The following is a 22,566-nucleotide window of genomic DNA, read 5'->3' as shown; positions in this document are numbered from 1 at the left end:
GGAGAAGCTGTCATTTCGTTTGGGAACTCGGTATACTTGAACCAAGAACAGTACAGGAGGCGGATGCGTTGGGTTTATTTGATAAATTAGGCCTTTTCAAAAAGCCGGAGAAAGAAGAGAAAATCAGTGGAATCGATTTAAAGAAAAAATCGGCAACGATTGTGCTTGAAAAGAAAAAGCTGACCGGAGTCAAAGCAAGAGTCGGTGTGGTCCTCGACATTTCCGGGTCCATGAGAAGATTGTACAAAGAAGGCGTTGTGCAGGAAGTGGTCGAGCGGGTGCTCGCAGTCGCGAGCCAGTTCGATGACGACGGTGAGTTGGATGTCTGGGTGTACGACAACGAATTTTCCCGGTTGCCGGCAGCGACTGAAGCCACTTTCATGGGCTACGTGGAAAAGAACATCCTGTCGAATAGCGGCGTCCATAAATTTGGCCGCAACGATGAGCCGAAAGTGATGGAAGATGTGATCCGCAAGTATACGAAGCAGGATCCGAGCGATGAGCCGGTGTTTCTGGTGTTCATCAATGACGGCGGATGCAAATCCGGCATCAAGAAATTCATCGTGGAGTCCTCGGACAAGCCGATTTTCTGGCAGTTTGTCGGCATTGGCGATTCGAATTTCGATGTTTTGCGGCGGCTGGACACGATGGACGGCCGGGTCGTCGACAATGCGAACTTCTTCCATGTGGACGATATCAGCCAAGTGTCGGACGAGGAATTATACAATCAGCTGCTGAACGAATTTCCGATGTGGCTGAAAGAAGCGAAAGACAAAGGGATTTTAAAGTAAAGCATTCGGTTTACAAAAGCCCGCCCCGTTGGTATATTGAGCGTGAACCGAACGATTTTCAAATACGCATAAGGGAAAGAGGTTGAACAAATGGATGTGAAATTTCCGATTGGAAAATTAGAAGTTCCTGAACACGTAAAAGCGGAAGATCTGAATGGATGGTTCGAAAAAATCGAAAGCTATACCACGCGCCTTCGCGAAACGGTAGATTCGTTAACTGATGAGCAGCTGGGCAAAAGGTACAGAGAAGGCAGTTGGACAGTCCGCCAACTCGTGCACCATATTGCGGATTCCCAGCTGAATATGTATCAGCGCCTGCGACTCGCATTGACGGACGACAATCCGGCCGTTCCGGCTTTTGACCAGGAAAAATGGGCGGAGCTTCCCGACAATGAATTGCCGGTGGAAAGTTCAATTCGAATGCTCGAAGGGCTGAACGAACGGATCGTGGCACTTGGGAAGCACGTGACAGAAGATCAATTGAAGCGCGTTTTCACTCATGAAACTAATGGTGAGATCAGTGTCGCGACCAAACTTGCAAAGCTGTGCTGGCATGAAGAGCATCATTTGGCACATATTAAAATAGCGTTGGAAAACTGAATGGGACGGAGAAGCACACCTGTAAAAAAGCAGGTGTGCTTTTTATCTTCTCTATCGTGTTTTGCCGCAAAGCCTATTAGGGAAGAGAGAAGGAAGGAGGGATTACGAATGGATTCTTTTAAAGCGATTGTGGTGAACGAAAAGGAAGGCGAACTGGCTTACGGAGTGGAGCAAATTAGGGAAGGCCAATTGTCGAAAGGCGAAGTTTTCATCAAAGTGGCGTTTTCTTCGATCAATTATAAAGACATGCTGGCGGTGCAGAAAAACGGCGGCGTGATCCGGAACTACCCGATGATTCCCGGAATCGATTTGAGCGGCACGGTGATGCGTTCAGAGGATGCCCGTTTTACAGAAGGACAGGAAGTCATCGTCACCGGATTTGAAATGGGGATGAGCCATACCGGCGGATTCGCTGAATATGCGCGGATTCCAGCCGATTGGGTGGTGCCGTTGCCGGAGCAGTTAAGCTTACGGGATGCGATGGTTTTCGGGACGGCTGGATTCACAGCGGTCCTGTCGATATTGGCGCTGGAGAAAGCGGGGATGGACCCGGCGAACAATCCGAAAGTTCTCGTGACCGGTTCAACTGGCGGCGTCGGAAGCATTGCCGTACAGATGCTCGCGAAAATCGGCTACGGGGACATTACGGCATTGGTCCGGAAAGACCATCAGGCAGAGGTGGCCAAATCACTCGGTGCCCATACGGTCATTTTCCCGGATGAGTTGGGCGAGCTGAAAAAGCCATTGAATAAACAAAAATTCGATTTTGTATTGGATACAGTCGGAGGCGATGTGACGTCTGTCTTGATTCCGCAAATTTCCTACGGCGGCAGCATCAGCACTTGCGGAATGGCTGCCGGCGTCGAACTGAAGACAACGGTCCTGCCGTTTATCTTAAGAGGAATCAATCTGCTCGGCATCGATTCCGTAAACGTGCCGATTGAAAAGCGCGCTCCGATTTGGGAAAAAATCGCAACGGATTGGAATATTGCCGGCACAACTTTGGTGGATGAAGTGTCGCTTGAAGAAGTGCCCAAAACCATTGATGCCTTGAAAAATGGAGAGCATTTAGGCCGTACGATTGTAAACTGCTAATCATAAATAAGAAAGGATGGAGCCATTGTGACAGATCAAATGTTGAAAAAAACGCAATTGTTTGCAGTATTGAATCTGGTGTTTTATTTTTTGACGCTCGGCGTGAATTATCTCGGTTCGTCCGGCTTCTTTAACGGACAGAGCCAAGGGGACATTTCCGACCAGTATTTGACCTTGATTTCCCCGGCGCCATTTACGTTTTCGATTTGGGGCGTTATTTATAGTCTGCTGTTCATTACGTTAGCGTATCTCTTCATCAAGCGGAAACAGCGGAACGTCAGCGAACTGATCTTGCTGATTTCGCCCTGGTTTATCTTGAGTTCCATTTTTAATATGGCGTGGATTGTGGCGTTTTCCTATGAACGCCTCGGCATCTCGACGCTGTTGATCATCGGTATGCTGTTTTCCTTGCTCGTCATCATCGGGAAGATCTATACGCACCGCTTTGAAGTGCCATCGACACTTGCAGGTCTTAGTTTTACCCTCTACTGTGCATGGGTGACGATTGCGACCGTCGTCAACACTTCACTGCTATTGGTGCAGCTGGAATGGAACGGCTTCGGCATTTCCTATTCGGTATGGACCTTGATCATTCTTGTGGTAGCAATCGCATTTGTCTTGATTTACATCTCTCGGTACAAAAATGCGGCTTATCCGCTGCCTTTGGCCTGGGCATTCTTCGGCATCTACGGCTCGTATAACAGCGGACGCGTCGATCCGGAGCTTTCAACGGCCATCCAAGGGCTTTTGATTGCAGGCATCGTGATTTTCCTGATCGCCGCCATTTATCGATTCATCAAGAACGGAAATTCCCTTTTCCTAAAACACGCGCGGTAAAAGCATATTGCGAATCAAACAGGCATAAGGTTCTTGTGCCTGTTTTGTTTATGGAAAGAAAGCCATTCGTTTATCTCCATTGGCAAAGGGTAAATAGGAATTGTGATTTCCTTTAAACCCATTTCCTAAAAGAGGTGTTCAATCATGAAAAACGAATTGACGATAAAGAACAAACTTGGACTCGGAACTGCGCCGCTCGGCAATATGTTCAGAGAAGTTCCGGAAGAGGAGGCGCTTGAGACGATCCGTTCTGCCTGGGATGCTGGCATCCGCTATTTTGATACAGCGCCGTTCTACGGGGCGGGACTTGCTGAAATGCGGCTCGGGGAAGTGTTGTCCACTTACAACCGCGATGAATTTATCCTGAGCTCGAAAGTCGGCCGAATCATCCTCGATGAAAAGGAAGAAAAAGAAGGGCTGTTTGAAGATGGCCGGCAAAATAAAATCAAGACGGATTACACCGAAGACGGCACGTTGAAATCGATCGAAGACAGCTTGAAGCGCTTGAAAACTGATCGCCTCGATATGGTTTTCGTCCACGATCTGTCTCCCGACTTTTTAGGGGACGAGTGGATTACAAAGTTTGACGAAGCGCGCCGCGGAGCTTTTAAAGTGCTGGATCGCCTTAGAGATGAAGGGGTCATTAAAGCATGGGGGCTCGGCGTCAATACGACAACGCCGATCGAAGTAGCGCTTGAACTGGAAGAAGCCCACCCGGATTTGAGTTTATCTGCGACCCAATATACGATCCTCCAGCATGAACGGGCGCTTGAACGCATGATGCCGCTCGCGCTTGAAAAAGAAGGCGGGCTGATCATTGGCGGTTCCTTCAACTCCGGTGCTTTGTTTGGCGGAGATTATTTTGACTACAAAGAAATCACGCCTGAACAGAAAAAGAAAGTCGAGCACTTTACAGAAGTCGCCAAAAACCACGGCGTAAATTTAAAAGATGCAGCGATCCAGTTCTCCACAGCACACCCAGCTGTGAAAGCTGTCGTAACGGGTTCTACACGGCCGGACCGTATCAAGGAAGACCTGCAGGCATTGAACGCGACGATTCCCGCTGCGTTCTGGGAAGAGCTGCTTGAAGCGAAGCTGATTTCTCCAAAAGCGGTCTTGCCAAAATAAACACTTCATGAAAAAAGGAGAAGGAATCCGAAATGGCACCTGTGCCTTTCGGGTTTCTTTTATGGTTGGAAAATCCGTTATTACGTAAGCTAGAATTCTTGTAGTCGAGAAGCGCCTATGCTAATTTGGATAAATGAGCCAAAAGAAAAGGGGAATACAATAGATGAAACCAGAATTCAATGCATTATTCGAAGAAATCACATTGCCGAACGGCGTCGTTTTGAATGACCGATTAGGCGTTGCACCCATGACAACATACTCAGGAAATCCGGATGGTACGGTATCGGACGAAGAATTGCTTTACTACCGCCGCCGCTCGAATATCGGCAGCTTGTTCATCACTGCCTGCATCGCCGTTTCAGAGAATGGCATCGCATTCCCGGGACAATTCATCGCGTTCAAGGAAGACCTGATTATGCCACGTTTGAAGCAATTGGCCGCTGAAATGAAAACTAACGGCAATAAAGCCATTCTGCAAATGCAGCACGGTGGACGCCAAGGGCAGCCGGAACTGATTGAAGCAAATGAAACGGTAGCACCAAGTTCAGTTGGGGGAACGCCTGAGAAAGCAGCACCCCGTGAATTGACAGCTGAAGAAATCACGAACATTATCCGTGACTTCGGCGAAACGACGCACCGTGCAATCGAAGCCGGTTTTGACGGCGTGGAAATCCACGGAGCGAATACGTATTTGCTTCAGCAATTTGTCTCGGAAGCGACCAATCGCCGCGAAGACGAATGGGGCGGAAGCTTTGAGAACCGTTTGAAATTCCCGCTCGCTGTTCTAGCAGAAGTGAAGCGCGTAGTGGCAGAATTCGGAAATGAAGAATTCATTATCGGCTACCGGTTGTCTCCGGAGGAATACAGCGATTTGGGTGTTGGCTATACGATCGAAGAAACAAAAGTCCTGACTGAGAAGTTAATCGTAGGCGGCATCCACTATTTGCACGTATCGTTGATGGATTATAAAAAACGTCCGCATAACGAAGCGATTGAAGGGACAATTGTGGAGATTCTGTCTAAGCAAATTGCAGGCCGCGTGGCGTTCGTCGTTGTCGGAAACATAAGAAAACCGGAAGACGCCGTTGCAGCACTTAAAGAAGGCGCGGATATTGTCGTGATGGGCCGCCAAGCATTGGTTGATCCGGAATGGACGGAAAAAGTGAAACAAGGAAAAGAAGACGAGATTTTCCACAGTGTTCCAAAAGAGCGCAAAGGCAAGCTCGATATCCCGGGACCGCTTTGGCAGTTGATGTCGATGTACAAAATGGTCGAAATCGAAGAAGAAGTGAACGTTTAATTTTTGATAACTTTCAAAACAAGAGGCAAGCGCCATTTTCTCAGCGCTTGCCTCTTTTATTTATTTTCCGAAAATCTCTTCAGATATTTCGACGATATAGCGAAGCTTGTCCCATTGCTGCTGTTCAGTGAGGATATTGCCGTGGTGGGTTGAGGCAAATCCACATTGCGGACTGATGCATAGCTGCTCAAGCGGGACATATTTGGCCGCTTCTGCTACACGTGCTTTAATGATTTCTTTGTCTTCGAGTTCGCCGTTTTTCGAAGTAAAGACACCAAGCACCACTTTTGGCCCGCCAGCGGGAATGTGTTCAAGCGGTTGGAAACTGCCGGAGCGGTCGTCATCGTATTCCAGAAAGAAGCCGTCCACTTGTTCTTTGGCGAATAGGGTCGGGGCGATCAGCGCGTAGCTTCCTTCAAATGCCCAGTCGGACTGGTAGTTGCCTCGGCACAGATGGGTCGTTACGGTAAGGTCTTCCGGTTTGCCTTCAAGGACGCCGTTTGCGACGCGAAGTGCAAGATCGATCAAGTATTCGCGGCTATACTGGCCGTCGTTGAACGGGATATCCGGAGACGATAAGCCGGCAATATAGACATCGTCAATTTGAATATAACGGGCGCCTAAATCATAGAACGTTTTAAAAGCATCGCGGTAAGCTTGGATCACGTCTGTCGCGTAGTCTTCAAGATCCGGATAGAGATTTTTGTCACGGATGCCTTCATTGAAGAATTGGTTCGGACTTGGAATTGTCAGTTTCGGGATTGCACGGCCGCCGACAATTTCTTTGAACTCGGTAAAGTCTTTGATAAAAGGGTGATTGTCGTTAAAGGAAATTTTGCCGATATTCCGCACATCATATGCTTCCGTTTCAACATTTTTGAATCGGTAGCCCGTTTCCGGCGTATAGCCTTCAAAACCGTTGATATGGGCCATGAAATCAGTGTGCCAGAATGTTCGGCGGAATTCGCCATCAGTCACAGCCTTTAAACCGACTTCAATTTGTTTGTCGACGATGCGTTTGATTTCAGTCGTTTCCACTTCCCGCAGCTGTTCCGCTGTGATAATGCCTTCTTTAAATTCTTTTCGTGCTTGGTGGATGCTGTCCGGACGGAGGAGGCTGCCGACGTGATCTGCTTTGAACGGAGCATTAACTAAAGTTTTCGGTGTTTCGGTAATTGGGTTTGTCATGTGGAATTCCTGCTTTCTGTTTTTAGTTTGGGTCAAGCTTGTTTTACAGGGCTCTCATGCAAATGAAAAAGAGCCCTCTTCAATAAAGAAGAAAGCTCCCGCCAGGAAATCTGTTCTTCTCATCTTCTAGGCTCTCGCCTATTGGAATTAGCACCTTGCCCGTGGGCGGTTGCTGAGACATCGTAGGGCCAAATCCCTCCGTCTCTCTTGATAAGAAATCGATTATTCAGTTTGTTGTGATTTGATGTTTATAACTATAGGCCAGTTCGGAAGGAAATGCAAGGATATTTGGAAAATTTATTTTTCTAAATGGATGAAGCGAACATCAGCAGAGCGTGAGGCGTCTAAAAATGCTGCCTGTAACCACCCGGTTATACTACAATAAGTGGAGAGAAAGAAGAAAAAGAGGGAATCGAAGATGGAGAAACAAACGGCATTCTTTAAAACAAAATGGAAGTATCTATTGGCTGTCGCCATTGCGTTTGCAGTCGGCGGAGGCATCGGGTTCTTACAATCCCCAGCCCATAGTTCTACAATCGAAAATCAAAAAAAGCAGGAAAAGCTCGAAGTGGCGACTAAAGATTTGGCAGCAGAAGTGGAAATGTTGGAAGCGGCGAACAGCGAGTCTAATGAAAAAATCAATAGATTGAAAGCGCAAATGAAAAAAATGGAGACACCTTCGCAGCAGCAGGCAGTCGCTCGCGCAAAGAATTTCTTGAAATACTCGCCTTTTTCAGAGAGTGGGTTGATTGACCAATTAGTGGTTGAAGGCCATGGCGAGGAAGATGCCGCATATGCAGTAGATTCCATAGAGGATAAAAAATAGACGCTGAGCTCCCGGTTTTTAGGGAGTTTAGCGTCTTTTATGAGGAGAGGATTAATGGATATCCCGTTTTTTAAAGTTTCCGCCTCTGACTTCAGCGACGTCATAAACCGCTACGAATGCATTTTTGTCGATTTCGTAGATGATTTCTTTCATTTTGCTGTCTTCTAAACGGTTGATAATGCAAGTAATTTCTTTATACTGATCGTTTGTATAAGCACCTTTTACCAAGCTGTAAGTGGCATTTCGGCCAAGGCGGTCGTAAATCGTCTGCACAAGAAGATCGGGTTCTTGTGAAATGATTTTATACGTTTTCGAGCCGCTGAAGCCTTCTTCAACCAAGTGGATGACTTTGGAAGCGATAAAATAGGCGATTCCGGAAAGGAAAGCCCCTTGCAGTCCGAAAACGAACGAAACGACGATAAAGACAAATAAATTTAAGAATAAAATCATGTCACTCGTACCGAACGGCAGTTTGCGAGCAAGCAATACAGCGAGCATATCGATTCCGTCTAAAGCGCCGCCATTCCGCAAAGCAAGGCCCATTCCGAAACCGATGATGATTCCTCCGATAACTGTGACGAGCAGCGTATCGCCTTCGATGATGGTTGGAATGTGGTGCATGACGGTTGTCGCATAAGCTAAGGAAGCAATGCCGGTAATGGAGTAGATGGCAAAGCTTTTCCCGATCTGTTTATAGCCGAGATAGACGAACGGAATGTTGAGGACAGCGATCAGCAAGCCAAGCGGCAAACCGAATAATTGCGAGCCGACGATGCTGAGGCCTGTGACGCCGCCGTCTGAGACATTGTTTGGAATTAATACAGCTTCAAGTCCATAGGCTGTGATAAAGGCACCGATGATGATCGGCAATGCTTTTTTGATGATTCTTCCGATGCTCATTTTACGTTTTTGGGGTATTGCACTCATATACTATTCCTTCTTTCCAGCAATTTCTTGAATATCTTTTACTCTAACTATTAAATATAAACTTTTTTATCTTATTTTAACAGAGAAAATGGGGAAATAGCAGGACATGAAAAATCGCAATCTTTCTTTTTATAAACAGAAAATTCTGTTTTATTTAAGGCGTTAGGCATGTATAATTGACCTGGGAAGTAGTTAGACTTTCTCCATACCTGAACACCTTGCTTCCTAAATTGAGGGAAATCCAGGGGAAGGGCGGAATGTTGATGATTGAGAATCTGTTTTATTCACAAGAAAATCACGGGCCATTTGAGATTTATGAGCTGGGGGATTTTGAGTTGGAAGAAGGTGGCCTGATTCCTAATTGCCAATTGGCGTATGCGACGCATGGGCAATTGAATGAAGCGAAAACGAATGCCATTCTGATACCGACTTGGTTTTCAGGAACGAGCAAAGATTACGAATCTTATATCGGGGAAGGCAGAGCGCTTGATCCGACGGAATATTTTATCGTGGTGGCCAACCAAATCGGAAATGGCTTGTCGAGCTCACCGCATAATAGCCCGGACGCGATCAGCATGAGCGGTTTCCCGAAAGTGCGGATTGGGGACGATGTGCGGGCGCAGCATCAATTGATCACGGAAAGATTCGGAATTGAAGAGTTGGCTTTAGTGGTCGGCGGTTCGATGGGGGCGCAGCAAACGTACGAATGGGCCGTCCGTTTCCCGGATATGGTAAAACGGGCGGCGCCGATTGCCGGCACTGCTAAAAATACGGTCCATGATTTTCTTTTCACGCAGACATTGATGGATGCCATCACTTCGGATCCGGGCTGGAACGGCGGCAATTACACGTCCCATACAGAAGTGGCGGACGGCTTGAAGCGCCATGCGGATATCTGGGCCGTTATGGGCTTTTGTCCGGAGTTTTTCAATCAGGAAAAATGGGATTTGTTTGGCGTAGCCTCAGTGGATGAATTGGTTGGCGGATTTTTGGAGCCGTTTTTCCAAGCGATGGACCCGAATGCATTGCTTGCCATGGCATGGAAATGGCAGAGAGGCGACGTTAGCCGGTTAGCGGACGGGAACCTTGAAGCGGCGCTTGGGCGCATAAAAGCTGTCACGTATGCCATGCCGATCGATACCGATATGTTTTTCCCGCCAAGCGATTGCGAGCGGGAACAGAGAATGATTCCGAACAGCGAGCTCCGGGTGATTACGAGCATTGCCGGTCATTTTGGATTGTTTGGCGGCGAAGGGGAAGCGTACCACGGGCAAATCGACCGCCACTTGAAAGAGCTGCTTGCGGTGCCGGTTAAACAAGGTGTCCATGATTGATCAGACTATAAACGCATTTCGACCAACTCATCGAGGGGAACGATAAAAGAAAAATATACGGAAAAAAGCGGCCTTCAACATGAAGGCCGCTTTTTCATTTCGTTAACGGTGTTGGTGTACGTGTTTATGGCTTAATGCTTTTAAGCCGATTTTCGCAAGCTTTTCATGGCCGGCTTTGGTCGGGTGAATGTCTCCTTTGATCAAATACTTCGCTTGGTTATCGCCAAATGCCTGGTAGGAATCGGCCAATTTCACATTCTTATGCGAGTTAGCGACGTCTTATTACATGGCGTTAAGTTCCGGCAAGTACAGATCAGCGACATTATGAAATGGGCTGTTTAAGTGGAACAGATTGTATAAGTTGTACAGCATAACTTTCGTTTTCGTCAACGAGCGAATTTCTTTGACGATGTTTACTCAAAGTGTAATCCCCTGTATGTAGAATGTCTGTAGTTAGAAAATAATTTTTTATTAAAGTAGCAAATTAATAATATTTTTTATTGTGCAACTTACCGGATGAAACATTTCAATAAAAGGGTATAGGGAAGAAAACTGGAAAGGGTGATGGGGAATGAAAGCAAGATTGAACTGGAACGGTGGAATGGCTTTTGATGGCTTGACGGAATCGGGCCACCGGGTGCTGCTCGATGCGGGGGAAGAAAGTGGGGGCGCGAATAGCGGGCCTCGGCCGCCTGAAGTATTATTGCATGCGGCGGCGGTTTGTACCGGAATGGACATTGTCTTAGTGCTCAATAAAATGCGCTTAAAAGTGGATGAATTTTATATGGATATCGAAGGCACTCGTGCTGAAGAACATCCAAAGCGTTTCACTGAAATTGCCATCACGTATTATTTAAAAGGCGATCTTCCGGAAGACAAAGTCATTCGGGCAATCAAACTTTCAAGCGAAACGTATTGCACCGTCATTCATTCACTTAATGCCGCGACCAGCTATCATTATGCGATCAATGATGAACCTGTAAAAACATTGGATTAAGGAAGGCAATTCAAAAAACACCTCCGATAAAAATCGGAGGTGTTTTTGTATACCGTTTATTACGGGTTTGTTGACCAAAGGCCAGCTGATTTCAAGAGAACGCGCGGGTGGAGTTTCAATTGCGCCACCATCATTTCAGCCAAATCTTCCGGCTGCAAGACTTTCTCCGGATTGCCGTCTGTCAGGTTGCTTTCAATCGCAAGATCCGTAGCCACGGTGCTTGGCGTCAAAGCCGTTACGCGGATGTTGTGCTTTCTGACTTCCAGCATCAACGATTCCGTTAATCCCATCACGCCGAATTTTGATGCGCTGTATGCGCTTGTGACGGGAGCACCTTTTTGTCCGGCTGTTGATGCAACGTTGATGATATCGCCTGATTGGCGTTCGATCATTTGCGGCAATACTGCGCGGGTTGCGTAATAGACACCCATCAAGTTCGTATCGATCGTGTTTTTGAATTCTTCAGCCGACAGCTCAAGGAATTTACCGAATTTGCCGATTCCGGCATTGTTGATCAAAATGTCGATCGGGCCCAGTTCCGCTGTGATGTGTTCGACGGCTGCATTGACCGCTTCCTGATCGGCCACGTCTGCCACAGCATATACGGTTTTCACCCCGTATTGCTCAAGTTCCGCGGCTGTTTTTTCCAAGTTGGCTGCCGTACGTCCGACTAGCCCTACATTAATGCCTTCTGCGGCAAAAGCCATAGCTGCTGCGCGTCCGATTCCTCGGCCGGCTCCCGTAATCAAAGCTGTTTTTCCTGTTAAGTTTTGCATCTATCTCGCTCCTCTATTTATAAAGAAATAAGTTCCATTCATTAGTGTAGCAAAGCGCGGCAAAAAAACTAACTGAAGTGCTCAGGAAATAAGAAATACTGCAGGAAAAGTTCCTGCTGCGATCAGATCGGGTTTATTCGGCTTCTGCAGCGACTTCGATATGCTGGAAAGTTGCGACATCGAACAAGCCGCGGTCGGTCAATTTCAAGTGAGGGATGACCGGCAATGACAAGAACGATAAGGTAAGAAATGCATTGAAGTGAGTGGGCGCACCGATTTGCCGCAAACTTTCATCCAGGATTTTGAGCTGGCGGTAAACGGCAGGGAACGGTTCTTTCGACATGAGCCCGGCAATCGGCAGCGACAGGCTGGCCAAAATTCTGCTGTTTTGAACGACAACGAGTCCGCCTTGCAAATGGTGGAGCGCATCCGCAGCACATAGGATGTCTGCATCATTCGTCCCGACGGCAATGATATTGTGCGAATCATGCGCAACGGTTGTCGCAATCGCTCCGTTTTGGATGCCGAGCCCTTTGACGATGCCAAGCCCGATACTGCCGGTAGCCCGGTGGCGTTCAATCACTGCCATCTTCAATAAATCCGCTTTGGCATCTGAATTGAAGAAACCGTTTGATTCAGATGCGGTTTCAATTAAATGCTCCGTGATGAGATTATTCGGATTAATGCCAATGATGTGGGCTTGCTTGTTTTCGCCTAAAGGAATCTGCAAGTCTTGAATCGACAACTCCGCCATTTGAACGGTGTCTTGGACGGAAGAAGCGTCGCTCATGTCTTCCATTGGACCGGTGTACTGGCCATCTTTTGCGGCCAGCACGCCGCCTTTGTAAACTTCCGCAATCGTGAAATCCTCCAAGCTGTCGAGCAGGAGGAAATCAGCTTCATAGCCTGGGGCAATGGCGCCTTTTCGAGTTAATCCAAAGCATTGCGCCGCGTTGAAACTTCCCATTGAAATAGCGGTGATCGGCTGGATTCCTTGCTGGATCGCCGCACGGACATTGTAATCGACGCTGCCTTCTTCCACTAAATCATCCAGATGCTTATCGTCTGTGCAGAACAAGCAGCGATGCGCATTTTGTTCTGTGACGCCTTCAAGAAGTGCATGAAGGTTTTTGGCGACCGATCCTTCCCGCAGCATGACGTACATCCCGCGCTCAAGGCGCGAAACCATTTCTTCTTTGGAGACGCATTCGTGGTCAGTTAAGATGCCCGCCGTCCCGTATACATTAATATCGTTTTCAGAAAGGCCCGCTGCGTGGCCGTCGATCTGCGGACTAAGCAATAGCTTATCCAGCACGGCGTCGTCTCCGCGCAACACAGCCGGGAAATCCATCACTTCCGCTAAGCCGAGAACTTGGCCGCGCTGAAGAAAAGGGGCCAAGTCTTCTGCAGATAGCTTCGCTCCAGCGTTTTCAAAAGGAGTGGAAGGGACACACGAAGGCAGCATCACTTTGATGTCGAGCAACGTGGATTCTGCGTCTTTAAGCATGAATTCAATTCCTGCTATCCCGCTGACATTGGCGATTTCATGGGGATCTGTAATCACTGTCGTGACGCCTCGGGGCAAGACTACTTGCGAAAACTGGCGAGGCGTCACCATCGACGATTCGATATGGACGTGGGCATCGATTAAGCCGGGAGCGATGAACTTTCCGGCAGCATCGATTTCAACGGCTCCTTCGTACTGGCCGATGCCGACAATCATGCCGTCTTTAATAGCTACATCTCCAGTCGTTAAGCTTTTGGTAAAGACGTTGACGATGGACGCGTTTCGAATGACGAGGTCCGCTTTTTGTTGCTTGTTGGCGGCGTCGATTCTTTTTTTCAATTGGGCTTTATTCACAGTGCTCAGGCTCCTTTGAGTGGTTTCGAGTAAAATAAACTATGCTTCATTTTACATGAAAATAAAGGGCTGGCTAGCCTTTTAATGAGAAAAAAGCGTCTGCCTCTGTGGGCAGCCGCTTTCTCCATTATTTCGGTTTATGCTTTCACAGTCGCTCGTTTCTTTTCGTTTTGGTCGATGACCGCTGTGCCCACTAAATCGCCGGTCACGTTTATTGCCGTACAGCCCATTCCGACAAGTGCATCGATGGCTGTGAGCAGCGCTACCGCTTCCATTGGCAAACCGAGCTGAACGAAGACGGTTGCAATCATGACGATGCCCGCTCCTGGAATCCCCGCCGTTCCGATGGAAGCAAGCGTTCCGACAAGCACGACCAACAACATATCCGTAAGGCTCAGTGGATCGCCGATTAGATTAGCGGCAAACACAGCCGACACAGCGATTCGGATCGCGGCGCCGTCCATATTGATCGTCGCACCGAGCGGAATGCTGAAGCCATAGAGACTTTTCGAGATGCCCAGATTTTTCGCAGCTGTCAATGTCAGCGGCAGCGTCCCTGAACTGCTTTGTGTGACAAAAGCCGTAAGCATTGGGGTACGCGCTTGTTTAAAGAAGCGGCCCGGTTTAACTTTGAACAGGATTAATAGTAGGGTGTAGATGCCGATTTGGACTGCGAGTGCCGCGTACAGGACAAGAATCATTTCCCCTAAAGAGAAAAGCGTATCCAAGCCTTGGCTTCCGACTGTTTTTGCCATGATGGCAAAGACTCCGATCGGCACGTATTGAAGGACGATTTTCAAAATCAGCAGCGTTGCTTCATTCAATGCTTCGATTGATTTATAAAGGTGCCCGCCGAGTTCTCCGAGTTCTGAGGAACTGCGCATATAAGAAATGGCGATGCCGAACGCGAAAGCAGTGAAAATGATGCCAAGCAGATTGAGTTCACTGAATGCTGTGAAAATATTAGACGGCACAATGCTCAATAAAACACTCAGGATGCCTGGATTATCGGGAACATCAAACGTTTCGCTCCCATCCAGCTGCATGCCGGTTCCGGGCTGGAAAATGCTCGCTACTGCTAACCCGACTATGATGGCAAATGCAGAACTGAACGTGTAGTAGAGGAATACTTTCCCGCCCATGCGCCCGAGGTCGCCGATTTGGGTCTGATTCACGCCGACAATCAGCGTAAATAAGATGAGCGGAATGATTAAGAAGGTCAGCAAGTTCAACAGCAAATCGCCGAACGGCGCAAGTGCCACAGCGTCTTCACCGAAAACGACGCCAACCACGATGCCGAGAATAAGGGCAACGGTAATTTTTAAAATTAACGAGGCATCTAAATATTTTTTCCAAATGACTTTCATAAACTAAGGTCCTCCTGAAGGGGTAATTAATTATCTAGTTAATACTGATAGATTTACTAGGAATTATACCTTAAGTTATAGCACAAAAGGAATCTTGTCAAAATGAATGCTCAAATTACAGGATTATCAGAAGGTAGCAAAAGAAAAGATGCAAAGCAACGATCGCTTTGCACCTTTTTCAATTCCTTACTGTTTATCATTTTTGTATTGCATATAGACGACTTGAGTGGCCAAGAAATCTTCCATGCCGTGTTTACCGTCGGCCCCGCCAAGTCCGGATTGGCGCATGCCGGCATGATAGCCTTGGATGGCTTCGAAATTCTCCCGGTTCACGTAAGTTTCACCAAATTTCATTTCGTTGACGACACGCATCGCTTCGTTCAAATCATCTGTGTAAACGGAAGACGATAAACCGTAGAGGGTGTCATTCGCTTTTTGGATCGCTTCATCCAATGTTTTAAATGTCGTGATTGGAAGGACAGGGCCGAAAATCTCTTCCTGGATGATGGCGGAATTATGTTCGACGTTTGTCAGAATGGTTGGCTTATAGAAAAAGCCGTTGTCAAAATCAGGTCGCTCTCCGCCAGTCGCGACTACAGCACCTGCAGCTACGGCTTCTTGAACCATTTCTTCAACCGTTTCAAGACGGTCTTCGCTAATTAGCGGACCTACTTCGACGTCTTTGTCCTGTCTCGGATTTCCGAGTTTTTTCGCTTCAAATGCTTTGATCAATTTCTCGGTCAATGCTTCCGCTACGCTTTCATGGACATAAACACGTTCTGCATTTGTGCAGGCCTGGCCGCCATTTGCAAGACGCGAAGTGGTGATCGCTTCAGCTGCAAGGTCCAAATCGGCATTCTGTGTCACGATTGCTGGTGCTTTGCCGCCCAGTTCCAAGTTTACTTTCGTGATGTTCTGCGCTGCCGCTTCCATCACTTTCGTCCCGGCCTGGACACTGCCCGTCATGGTGATCAATTGCACTTTTTTGTGGGAGGCAAGTGCGTTGCCGATTTCAGAACCGGTACCCATCACCACGTTGTAAACACCGGCCGGAATTTCTTCCATTGCATCCACGATCTTGGTGAATTCCATTGTGGTATTTGGCGTCTGCTGGCTCGGTTTGATAACAATCGTACAGCCTGTCACTAAAGCTGTCGCAACTTTACGCGCTAAAATGAAGACTGGGAAATTCCATGGAATGATTCCCGCTACAACGCCGATCGGCTTTTTGTAAATGAGGATATTTTCATTCGGGCGGTCGCTTGGCACGATTTCGCCTTCAATTCTTCTTGCCCATTCGGACATATAATGGAAATAATCAATAGCTAAATCCACTTCGCCGCTCGCCAATTCATAATCTTTTCCTTGTTCTTCCTGCAATAAGTCGATAAACGTATCGCGTCTTTTCGCGATTTCGTCGCCTAGTTTCCGGACGATTTTCCCGCGTTCGATGTTCGGCGTCAATTCCCAGGCCTGCTGTGCCTGAAAAGCCGCTTCTACGGCTTTATCTACATCTTCTGCCGTGCCTTTTGGGATTCTGGAGATGACTTCTTCAGTGGAAGGATTGAGGATATCAATCCATTCAGTGCCTGTGGATTCTACGTATTTGCCGTTCACATACAATTGATGGTTTTGCAAATCAATTCCTCCTAATATTTTGAGTTTAGTGTATTTTTCCCTTAAACCAATTTACTAAACTGAGGACAATACACTAAAAATAGGATAAATTCGTTGTACAAGAAATTTTTATACTGGAAAAGGTTAAACGCAATGGGATATGGAACTTATGTATAATAGGGGCAATTAAAAGCGGAATTGTTTACTTTCCAAAAGGAGGCTAACTATGAACATTGGAATTATCGGAACGGGCAATATTGCTTCATATCTCTTAGAACAGATCAATAAACTGCAACGGGCCGAGGGACAAGTCATCGCCATTTTTGGGCGCAACCAAGAAATGGGCCAGCAATTGAGCGAGCGCTTTGAAGCCGATTTCTATACGGATTTGCAGGGTTTCTTGGATTTGCCGCTCGATATTGTGGTCGAAGCAGCGACGGTTGAAGCGGCGGGCATTTATGTGAAGCATGTCGTCGAACATCAAAAAGACCTCGTTGTCAGCAGCATCGGCGTCTTTAAAGACATCGCTTTTCTGGAAGAGCTGAAAAGGTTGGCGGAAGCGAAAGGCACCCATATTTATTTGCCGTCCGGTGCGATTGGCGGGCTCGATGTGCTGCAATCGGCGAAAGCGGCGGATGCCTTAGACCATGTTCAGATTACGACGCGGAAATCGCCGGCATCACTTGGGGTGGAGGCGGAGGAAGAGAAAGTGATTTTCGAAGGCTCTGCATTTGAAGCCGTCGAGAAATTTCCAAAGAATATCAATGTTGCGCTGGTGCTTGCGATTGCCGGAATCGGCGCCGAAAAAACGAAGGTACGCATCATCGTCGACCCGGACATCGAGCAGAACACGCATACGATTGAAGCGGAAGGGGTGTTCGGCCGGATGGAGCTGCAGGTCCAAAACAATCCGATGCCGAGCAATCCGAAAACAAGCCTGCTTGCGGCCTTGAGCATCTTGTCCGTACTGCAGAATCGGGGAAGTGCGCTGCGGATCGGCAACTAATCATCGGAAATAAACCCTCAAATTTTCAGCCTTAAACAAAAGGTTGGCGATTTGAGGATTTTATTGACGGAAGAAAACCGGAAAGTTAAATCAGTTTTTCATATCTGCGCATTTGCCGTAGCAGCTTGATAAAAAGATAAATGTATAGAAGAATGACAGCGCCTGCAAAGATGGCCACGGATGTTGACAGCAGATTGCCGTTCCATGTCAGCAGGATGCCGATTTGGCTGACGACCAAACAGAGGAAAATGACGGCGTAAAAAACCAGCATCCGTTTGTACATGCCTTTAATCGACGCGGGTTCCGAATAGATTCGCTGATCGCCGATGCTGTTTTTGTCGGCTCTGAAATAATGATACTGTCCAATTTCAGTTTGAATATGCTCCCAGCCGGCTTCTTGATAAAGCTCGAAATACTCGTCGCTCGCTTCCTGAAAATCAGTTTGGTAAATATACGATTTTGATGGATTTTCTTCGAAATAATAAAATCCCCAACGGTATTTATAGAAGTGGAACCCTTTGGCGGACATATCCGTCAGCCATTTTGCTTCTTTTTCAATATCATATGCGAGCGTAAAATTAAATTTCTTCATCGTCTTCAGCTCCCTTCAAGATTTCATCGCTAATGGTCAGCATCTTTTTGAAACGCAGGTACTCGAGTTCCACTACCGCCTGTCCTTCAGTTGTCAGCCTGTATATTTTCTTTTGCCGGCTTTCTTTTTCCGCTGCGACGAGTTCGATCAGTTTCTGTTTTTGCAGATTGGTCAAGACGCCATATAGAGTTCCAGGCGCCAACACAAGTTCCCCGTCGCTGTACTTCTCGATTTTCTTGATGATGCCGTAGCCGTGCAACGGTTTTTTCGTTAACGCTAGTAGGACCAGATATGTGGATTCCGATAAAGCTTGCATGCCATCACCTCTTTCGTTAATACCTTGATACTCGATATATCGTTACTCGAAGTATAACTGCTGATATATCGGGTGTCAAGGTATTAGAAAGCAGCCAAAAGCCTAGGGAGCAGCACAGTAAAGAAATTCTTAATGCATTTTTTCACCTCAAACTTAAAAAGGCCCGGTAGATGATTCCATCTGCCGGGTTTTTTTAGGAATTTCGCAATGCAAGCGCAAGGTAAATGACAACCGCGTCTTTGAATTCGGTGGGATCCAGTCCGGTCAGCTCACGAATTTTCTTCAAGCGGTACGTCAGCGTATGGCGGTGGATCTTCAAGCGCGCAGAAGTGTCCGCATGGTTTTTGTTGCACGCCAGGAATTCGGTCAAGGTTTGGCACAATGTGTCGCTGAGCCCGTTCAGGATCCGGTCCGCGAATTTCTCTAGTTTGTCTTGCGGATTTCGCTTCAGGAGGGCCATCAGTTCCACATCTTCAAAATAGATCAGCTGCTGGCCAGGCTTGCCGAATTTCAAAGCGTTTCGTGCGGCCAAATAAGAAGTGCGGATATCGAAAATGCTGTCGACCGGGATGCCGACGCCGATCCGTCCGGGAGCGGTTTTCTGCAGAAAATGAAGCAGGCTGTAAAGTTCTTCTTCCAGGTTCAGGGTTCCGGCACCTGCAACGAGCAGGAAGATTTCGTTCAGCTGCGAATGGCCAGCGATTACTGTATGGCTGTCGAAATGCGCTTCCAGCTGTTCAATGATCCGCTGCGAAGAAGAGGGCGGCTTTTTCAGTTCAATCAACAGCGTCATGAACGACATTTTCCCTTCGAGGCCGATTTGGAAGATGCGTTCATGGACAGCAGCGGATAAAGGCTTGCCGCTCGTCAATTCTTCGAAAATCAATTCGTTGCGTTTCCGGTTCCATTCAATATGAGAGGTGATGAGTGATTGGTGGACCATCATTTCAGTCGTCAGCTGCACGAGTGTCGAAATTTCTTTCAGTTCTTCCGGGTTTCCGGTGATGCCGATGACGCCGACGAGGTTTCCTTGAAAGTGGATCGGCATATTGATGCCTGGTTTGACGCCTTGCCAATCCGAAAGGTTGGCTTCTGAAATCGCTACGGTTTCACCGGTTTTGGCCACCCGGGCAGCGCCCTCATGGATCTTTTCAATCCGCTCCGCTTCCCCCGAAGCCAAAATCATTCCTTTCGTATCCATGACATTTAAATTCCGGTTTAACCGGATCGTGGTCTGTGCAACGATTTCCTCCGCTAACTGTTTTGTGATCATGATTTCTCCTCAATGTATAGAAATTCTTATTATTTTGTAAATAAACTTATACATCAAGTATAATGTATCCCGTTTGCCTTTTCACTATAATTCATGTAAGCGCTTTATTTATACGGTAAGGAGGCTGGCGCAGTGAAGGTTTTAGTGGCACCGGATTCATTTAAAGGCAGTTTGTCTGCGATGGAAGCAGCACAAGCGATAAAAGAAGCCATAGAAGAAGTGGAACAGCATGCAGAAATCGTTTTGCTGCCGGCAGCGGACGGCGGGGAAGGCACCATGGCGACGATGGTCGAAGCGACTGAGGGCCGTTTGGTCAGCCATTCCGTTGAAGATCCGCTTGGCCGAAAAGTGGCGGCATCTTATGGCGTGTTGGGCGATGAAAGCACTTGCGTGGTTGAAATCGCGGAAGCATCGGGACTCATGCGCCTCGAATACGAAGAACGGGATCCTTATAGAGCATCGTCATACGGAACAGGGGAATTGATCCGCCATGCACTTGATGCCGGGTTCCGGAATTTTATCATCGGGCTCGGTGGAAGCGCCACCAATGACGCAGGTGCAGGAATGCTTGAAGCACTCGGCATGAAACTTTTGGGAGAAAATGGGGAATCGCTTCCGCGCGGCGGCGGCTCGTTAAGCAAGCTCGCGTGGATTGATGATTCCGGGTTTGACCGGCGAATAAAAGAGAGCCGTTTCGTCATTGCGAGTGATGTGGAAAATCCGCTGGTCGGCGCAAACGGCGCCTCCGCTGTATTTGGTCCGCAAAAAGGTGCACCTCCAGAAGCGGTCGGAAAACTCGATGCCAATCTGCGGAACTTTGCAGACGTTGTCGAAAGGCAGATAGGCATTGCCCTGCACGACCGAAAAGGAGCGGGAGCTGCTGGTGGAGCTGGCGGTGCCATGCAAGCGTTTTTCTCCGGCCAGATGCAGCGGGGCATCGATGTCGTACTTGATGCTATTTTGTTTCACCAGCATGTAGGCACCGTCGACTTCATTGTAACGGGAGAAGGGAAAACCGATAGCCAAACGCTGTCCGGAAAGACGCCGCTCGGCATCGCAGAAGCGGCACAAAAAGCTGGGAAGCCCGTCATTTTGATTTCCGGCATGGTGGATAGAGAAAGCCTGCCATTGCTCGGCCCTTATTTTACAGAAATCCATTCGGTCGTTGGGGAAGGGGTGACGGCTGAACAGTCCATCGCTGAACCCTACCGCCAATTGAAATTAAAGACAAAAAAAGTTATGGCAGCGTATTTAAAAAACTAAAAGGGGTGTTCAAATGTTATTTGTGATTATTGCGTTGAGTGTTGTTCTCGTTGTGTTGCTGACGGCCGTATTCAAGCTCCACCCATTCTTATCGCTATTGATTGGTGCGTTCTTCATGGGAATCGCTTCCGGCATGCCGCTCGCAGATGTGGTTTTGAGCGTCAACGAAGGCTTCGGCGGTTTGATGACCAGCATCGGGATCGTCATTGTGGCGGGAACCATTATCGGCGTTATCTTAGAAAAATCGGGCGCTGCTTACCGGATGGCGGAAGTGGTTCTTCGATTGATTGGCGAAAAACGGCCGCAGCTTGCGATGTCGATCATCGGCTTTATCGTTTCGATTCCTGTTTTTTGTGATTCTGGATTTATTATTCTATCAAGCTTGAAAAAAGCATTGGCGAAACGTGCAAAAGTCTCGATCGCTTCGATGTCTGTTGCACTCGCCACCGGTTTATATGCGACGCATACGTTAGTGCCGCCGACGCCGGGCCCAATTGCAGCTGCCGGCAATATCGGCGCTGAAAATTACCTCGGCACGATCATTTTAATTGGGCTGATCGTCGCGATTCCTGCTGCTGTGGTCGGTTACTTCTGGGCCGTCAAAGTCGCTTCGAAAATTGAAGTTCCTGAAGACACGGTAAAAAGCGGAGATTTGAGCTATGAAGAAGTCATTAAGTCGTTTGGCGAAATGCCTTCCACTTTTAAAGCGTTCTTGCCAATCGTTCTTCCGGTAATTTTAATCGGTGCCGGTTCTGTAGCAAGTGTGCTGGGCGGAGAAGATGGCTTTACAAATTTCTTGAAATTCTTAGGTTCTCCGACGGTCGCACTTTTAATTGGTGTATTTGCAGCGTTCTTCTTGCTGCCGAAATGGAATGAAGCGAATTTAACGGGCTTGATCGGAGAAGGGCTTGTCAGTGCCGCACCGATTCTGTTGATTACCGGTGCCGGCGGAGCATTCGGACGCGTTATCACAAATTCCGGAGTTGCCGATTTAATTGCGGAAATGGATATGTCGGCGCTTGCCGGCGGTTCGCTCTTCCTATTGATTCCGTTCTTGATTGCAGCTGCATTGAAAACCGCACAAGGTTCTTCTACCGCTGCACTTGTCATTACTTCCACGTTGATCGCGCCGCTTTTGCCATCGCTTGGCGTTGAAGGGGCTGTGCCGCTTGCACTTGTCGTAATGGCGGTTGGCGCCGGCGCGATGACCGTGAGCCACGTCAACGACAGTTTCTTCTGGGTCATCACACAGTTCAGCGGCATGAAAGTGACCGATGCTTATAAAGCGCAAACAGTGGCTACTTTGCTGCAAGGGGTTACCACAATTGTCTTCACGATGATTTTGTGGACGATCCTCGTCTAACCTTAAAACCATTTTCCTTCGGGAAGATGGTTTTATTTTTGTCTACTATTTAGTGGGTCGAAGTATTTAAGGCCTTTAGTCTTTGGGGGGATGAATTTACAGTGGAATG

General features: G+C 47.7%; 22 protein-coding genes and 1 riboswitch. Of the genes, 12 read left to right on the top strand and 10 right to left on the bottom strand.

Annotated features, from left to right (window positions below):
- Positions 1–122: 122 nt before the first annotated feature.
- The 6 genes from BN1080_RS13470 to BN1080_RS13445 all read left to right on the top strand — a co-directional run bounded on the left by BN1080_RS13470 (position 123) and on the right by BN1080_RS13445 (position 5,751).
- Complete coding sequence (locus BN1080_RS13470; RefSeq protein WP_052654640.1) at positions 123–791, top strand: vWA domain-containing protein; 669 nt, start codon at positions 123–125, stop codon at positions 789–791.
- A gap of 90 nt (positions 792–881) precedes the next feature.
- Entirely contained in the window at positions 882–1,391 is a 510-nt protein-coding gene (locus BN1080_RS13465; RefSeq protein WP_052652763.1) for a YfiT family bacillithiol transferase, read from the top strand.
- Positions 1,392–1,499: 108 nt separating this feature from the next.
- Positions 1,500–2,486 (top strand): YhdH/YhfP family quinone oxidoreductase, encoded by a 987-nt coding sequence (locus BN1080_RS13460; RefSeq protein ID WP_052652761.1) that lies wholly within the window; start codon positions 1,500–1,502, stop codon positions 2,484–2,486.
- Positions 2,487–2,513: 27 nt separating this feature from the next.
- On the top strand, positions 2,514–3,323 hold the full coding sequence (locus tag BN1080_RS13455; RefSeq protein ID WP_052652759.1) for a tryptophan-rich sensory protein: 810 nt from the start codon (positions 2,514–2,516) through the stop codon (positions 3,321–3,323).
- 144 nt (positions 3,324–3,467) lie between these two features.
- Complete coding sequence (locus BN1080_RS13450) at positions 3,468–4,451, top strand: aldo/keto reductase (RefSeq protein WP_052652757.1); 984 nt, start codon at positions 3,468–3,470, stop codon at positions 4,449–4,451.
- 163 nt (positions 4,452–4,614) lie between these two features.
- Entirely contained in the window at positions 4,615–5,751 is a 1,137-nt protein-coding gene (locus BN1080_RS13445; RefSeq protein WP_052652755.1) for an NADH-dependent flavin oxidoreductase, read from the top strand.
- 60 nt (positions 5,752–5,811) lie between these two features.
- Here the strand turns inward: BN1080_RS13445 and BN1080_RS13440 are convergent, their stop codons facing one another.
- Positions 5,812–6,939: a 5-methyltetrahydropteroyltriglutamate--homocysteine S-methyltransferase gene (locus tag BN1080_RS13440; protein ID WP_052652753.1), complete on the bottom strand. Its 1,128-nt coding sequence runs from the start codon at positions 6,937–6,939 to the stop codon at positions 5,812–5,814.
- Between the two features lie 116 nt (positions 6,940–7,055).
- Positions 7,056–7,156, bottom strand: a riboswitch (SAM riboswitch).
- Between the two features lie 201 nt (positions 7,157–7,357).
- Here BN1080_RS13440 and BN1080_RS13435 point away from each other — a divergent pair.
- A complete protein-coding gene (locus BN1080_RS13435; protein WP_052652751.1) occupies positions 7,358–7,765 on the top strand; it encodes an Ltp family lipoprotein in 408 nt (135 codons plus the stop codon).
- Between the two features lie 51 nt (positions 7,766–7,816).
- On the opposite strand, the gene BN1080_RS13430 is transcribed toward BN1080_RS13435, so the two are convergent.
- The gene (locus BN1080_RS13430) at positions 7,817–8,692 is read right to left on the bottom strand and encodes a YitT family protein (RefSeq protein ID WP_052652749.1); all 876 of its coding nucleotides are present in this window, start codon (positions 8,690–8,692) and stop codon (positions 7,817–7,819) included.
- A gap of 257 nt (positions 8,693–8,949) precedes the next feature.
- Here BN1080_RS13430 and BN1080_RS13425 point away from each other — a divergent pair, with 257 nt between their 5' ends.
- Positions 8,950–10,026 (top strand): alpha/beta fold hydrolase, encoded by a 1,077-nt coding sequence (locus BN1080_RS13425; protein WP_324607161.1) that lies wholly within the window; start codon positions 8,950–8,952, stop codon positions 10,024–10,026.
- Positions 10,027–10,128: 102 nt separating this feature from the next.
- On the opposite strand, the gene BN1080_RS17260 is transcribed toward BN1080_RS13425, so the two are convergent.
- Positions 10,129–10,275, bottom strand: coding sequence for an SGNH/GDSL hydrolase family protein (locus BN1080_RS17260; RefSeq protein WP_199876627.1), 147 nt, complete (start codon positions 10,273–10,275; stop codon positions 10,129–10,131).
- A 322-nt stretch (positions 10,276–10,597) separates the two neighbouring features.
- On the opposite strand from BN1080_RS17260, the gene BN1080_RS13420 reads away from it, so the two are divergent.
- A complete protein-coding gene (locus BN1080_RS13420) occupies positions 10,598–11,023 on the top strand; it encodes an OsmC family protein (RefSeq protein WP_052652747.1) in 426 nt (141 codons plus the stop codon).
- A 59-nt stretch (positions 11,024–11,082) separates the two neighbouring features.
- Here the strand turns inward: BN1080_RS13420 and BN1080_RS13415 are convergent, their stop codons facing one another.
- From BN1080_RS13415 to aldA, 4 genes are all read right to left on the bottom strand, one after another.
- Entirely contained in the window at positions 11,083–11,799 is a 717-nt protein-coding gene (locus BN1080_RS13415) for a 3-ketoacyl-ACP reductase (protein ID WP_052652745.1), read from the bottom strand.
- Between the two features lie 133 nt (positions 11,800–11,932).
- Positions 11,933–13,660, bottom strand: a complete 1,728-nt coding sequence (gene ade, locus BN1080_RS13410) for an adenine deaminase (protein WP_052652743.1) — start codon at positions 13,658–13,660, stop codon at positions 11,933–11,935.
- A gap of 137 nt (positions 13,661–13,797) precedes the next feature.
- Positions 13,798–15,027 carry a dicarboxylate/amino acid:cation symporter gene (locus BN1080_RS13405; protein WP_052652741.1) on the bottom strand — a complete coding sequence of 410 codons (1,230 nt, stop codon included), beginning with the start codon at positions 15,025–15,027 and terminating at the stop codon, positions 13,798–13,800.
- A gap of 186 nt (positions 15,028–15,213) precedes the next feature.
- A complete protein-coding gene (gene aldA / locus BN1080_RS13400; protein ID WP_052652739.1) occupies positions 15,214–16,665 on the bottom strand; it encodes an aldehyde dehydrogenase in 1,452 nt (483 codons plus the stop codon).
- Between the two features lie 205 nt (positions 16,666–16,870).
- Between aldA and nadX the strand changes: the two genes are divergently transcribed.
- Positions 16,871–17,650 carry an aspartate dehydrogenase gene (nadX, locus tag BN1080_RS13395; protein WP_052652737.1) on the top strand — a complete coding sequence of 260 codons (780 nt, stop codon included), beginning with the start codon at positions 16,871–16,873 and terminating at the stop codon, positions 17,648–17,650.
- A gap of 85 nt (positions 17,651–17,735) precedes the next feature.
- Here the strand turns inward: nadX and BN1080_RS13390 are convergent, their stop codons facing one another.
- From BN1080_RS13390 to BN1080_RS13380, 3 genes are all read right to left on the bottom strand, one after another.
- Complete coding sequence (locus tag BN1080_RS13390; protein ID WP_052652735.1) at positions 17,736–18,242, bottom strand: DUF2812 domain-containing protein; 507 nt, start codon at positions 18,240–18,242, stop codon at positions 17,736–17,738.
- Positions 18,229–18,558 (bottom strand): PadR family transcriptional regulator, encoded by a 330-nt coding sequence (locus BN1080_RS13385; protein ID WP_052652733.1) that lies wholly within the window; start codon positions 18,556–18,558, stop codon positions 18,229–18,231. The genes BN1080_RS13390 and BN1080_RS13385 overlap by 14 nt, the downstream gene beginning before the upstream one ends.
- Positions 18,559–18,751: 193 nt before the next feature.
- Complete coding sequence (locus BN1080_RS13380; protein WP_052652731.1) at positions 18,752–19,831, bottom strand: CdaR family transcriptional regulator; 1,080 nt, start codon at positions 19,829–19,831, stop codon at positions 18,752–18,754.
- Between the two features lie 132 nt (positions 19,832–19,963).
- Here BN1080_RS13380 and BN1080_RS13375 point away from each other — a divergent pair, with 132 nt between their 5' ends.
- Together BN1080_RS13375 and BN1080_RS13370 are read left to right on the top strand one after the other, a co-directional pair.
- Positions 19,964–21,094 carry a glycerate kinase gene (locus tag BN1080_RS13375; RefSeq protein WP_052652729.1) on the top strand — a complete coding sequence of 377 codons (1,131 nt, stop codon included), beginning with the start codon at positions 19,964–19,966 and terminating at the stop codon, positions 21,092–21,094.
- Between the two features lie 13 nt (positions 21,095–21,107).
- Positions 21,108–22,457, top strand: coding sequence for a GntP family permease (locus tag BN1080_RS13370; RefSeq protein ID WP_052652727.1), 1,350 nt, complete (start codon positions 21,108–21,110; stop codon positions 22,455–22,457).
- Positions 22,458–22,566 lie beyond the last annotated feature (109 nt).

Source organism: Planococcus massiliensis, assembly GCF_000821325.1.
GTDB classification, from domain to species: Bacteria; Bacillota; Bacilli; order Bacillales_A; family Planococcaceae; genus Planococcus; species Planococcus ruber.
This window is presented reverse-complemented; position numbering and strand designations above follow the sequence as displayed.

Bases quoted from the DNA above. Each gene is read 5' to 3' on its own strand.
- BN1080_RS13435 (WP_052652751.1), top strand. From the start codon at position 7,358: ATGGAGAAACAAACGGCATTCTTTAAAACAAAATGGAAGTATCTATTG.
- BN1080_RS13405 (WP_052652741.1), bottom strand. From the start codon at position 15,027: ATGAAAGTCATTTGGAAAAAATATTTAGATGCCTCGTTAATTTTAAAA.
- BN1080_RS13445 (WP_052652755.1), top strand. From the start codon at position 4,615: ATGAAACCAGAATTCAATGCATTATTCGAAGAAATCACATTGCCGAAC.
- nadX (WP_052652737.1), top strand. From the start codon at position 16,871: ATGAACATTGGAATTATCGGAACGGGCAATATTGCTTCATATCTCTTA.
- BN1080_RS13370 (WP_052652727.1), top strand. From the start codon at position 21,108: ATGTTATTTGTGATTATTGCGTTGAGTGTTGTTCTCGTTGTGTTGCTG.
- BN1080_RS13440 (WP_052652753.1), bottom strand. From the start codon at position 6,939: ATGACAAACCCAATTACCGAAACACCGAAAACTTTAGTTAATGCTCCG.
- BN1080_RS13465 (WP_052652763.1), top strand. From the start codon at position 882: ATGGATGTGAAATTTCCGATTGGAAAATTAGAAGTTCCTGAACACGTA.
- BN1080_RS13425 (WP_324607161.1), top strand. From the start codon at position 8,950: ATGTTGATGATTGAGAATCTGTTTTATTCACAAGAAAATCACGGGCCA.
- BN1080_RS13460 (WP_052652761.1), top strand. From the start codon at position 1,500: ATGGATTCTTTTAAAGCGATTGTGGTGAACGAAAAGGAAGGCGAACTG.
- BN1080_RS13385 (WP_052652733.1), bottom strand. From the start codon at position 18,558: ATGCAAGCTTTATCGGAATCCACATATCTGGTCCTACTAGCGTTAACG.
- BN1080_RS13390 (WP_052652735.1), bottom strand. From the start codon at position 18,242: ATGAAGAAATTTAATTTTACGCTCGCATATGATATTGAAAAAGAAGCA.
- BN1080_RS13420 (WP_052652747.1), top strand. From the start codon at position 10,598: ATGAAAGCAAGATTGAACTGGAACGGTGGAATGGCTTTTGATGGCTTG.
- BN1080_RS13380 (WP_052652731.1), bottom strand. From the start codon at position 19,831: ATGATCACAAAACAGTTAGCGGAGGAAATCGTTGCACAGACCACGATC.
- BN1080_RS13450 (WP_052652757.1), top strand. From the start codon at position 3,468: ATGAAAAACGAATTGACGATAAAGAACAAACTTGGACTCGGAACTGCG.
- BN1080_RS13430 (WP_052652749.1), bottom strand. From the start codon at position 8,692: ATGAGTGCAATACCCCAAAAACGTAAAATGAGCATCGGAAGAATCATC.
- BN1080_RS13415 (WP_052652745.1), bottom strand. From the start codon at position 11,799: ATGCAAAACTTAACAGGAAAAACAGCTTTGATTACGGGAGCCGGCCGA.